Source organism: Bathymodiolus azoricus thioautotrophic gill symbiont (genome assembly GCF_001298715.1).
Classification (GTDB): Bacteria; Pseudomonadota; Gammaproteobacteria; order PS1; family Pseudothioglobaceae; genus Thiodubiliella.
In genome coordinates this window covers 1-693 of record NZ_CDSC02000002.1, presented here as the reverse complement: position 1 = coordinate 693, position 693 = coordinate 1, and the positions used below count along the sequence as shown (strand labels likewise).

Annotated in this window: 1 protein-coding gene; it reads left to right on the top strand. The window is 38.1% G+C overall.

Annotated features, from left to right (window positions below):
• A partial coding sequence (locus BAZSYMA_RS00010) for a galactose-binding domain-containing protein (RefSeq protein ID WP_195910014.1) occupies positions 1-453 on the top strand: 453 nt, incomplete at its 5' end.
• Positions 454-693 lie beyond the last annotated feature (240 nt).

Genomic DNA, 693 nt, shown 5'->3' with positions numbered 1-693 from the left:
GGGGGTGCATACGCCACTGGTTACAATCTAGCGCTTGGAAAACCTGCCACAGAATCCAGCACATATACATACTCCATTCCCGTTGCTGCTGGCTATGCAGTGGATGGTAACACTGATGGCGAATTCTTAAATGGCAGCACAACTCACACCAACATTGAACAAGGTGCTTGGTGGCAAGTTGATCTAGGCAGTAAGAAAAACATCAATGAAATCATTATCTACAACCGCATTGATTGCTGCGCAAATAGACTAAGCAACTACCAAGTTAGTATTTCTGATAAGGCAGACTTCAGTACCCACACCTATCAACAAGACTTCCATGTTGCGCCTAATCCTAAAACAAACATTAAATTAGACGCACCAGGCAAGCAAGGTCGCTATGTCAGAATCCAGTTGCTTGACAAGAACTATCTGTCTCTAGCAGAAGTTCAGGTTATAGGCGTTGATCTTTGAATAAAAAGGAATGAATAAAAATATGTCTTGAATTCGCACATTAAGTGCAATTATTTCTAAGCCATTAATAAGTCAACTACTTTCCTTGGAAATAACTCAATAACTCAATAGATTATGGGTTTTATAAATTGTATTGGGTTAATGTAGGAGTCTCTTATTGGTTGTTTTGTAGGTTTTTATTTTCAGCAGTCTCAATTTTTTAATGTTTATCTTCAACACATTTCTAATGCTAGAATGTTG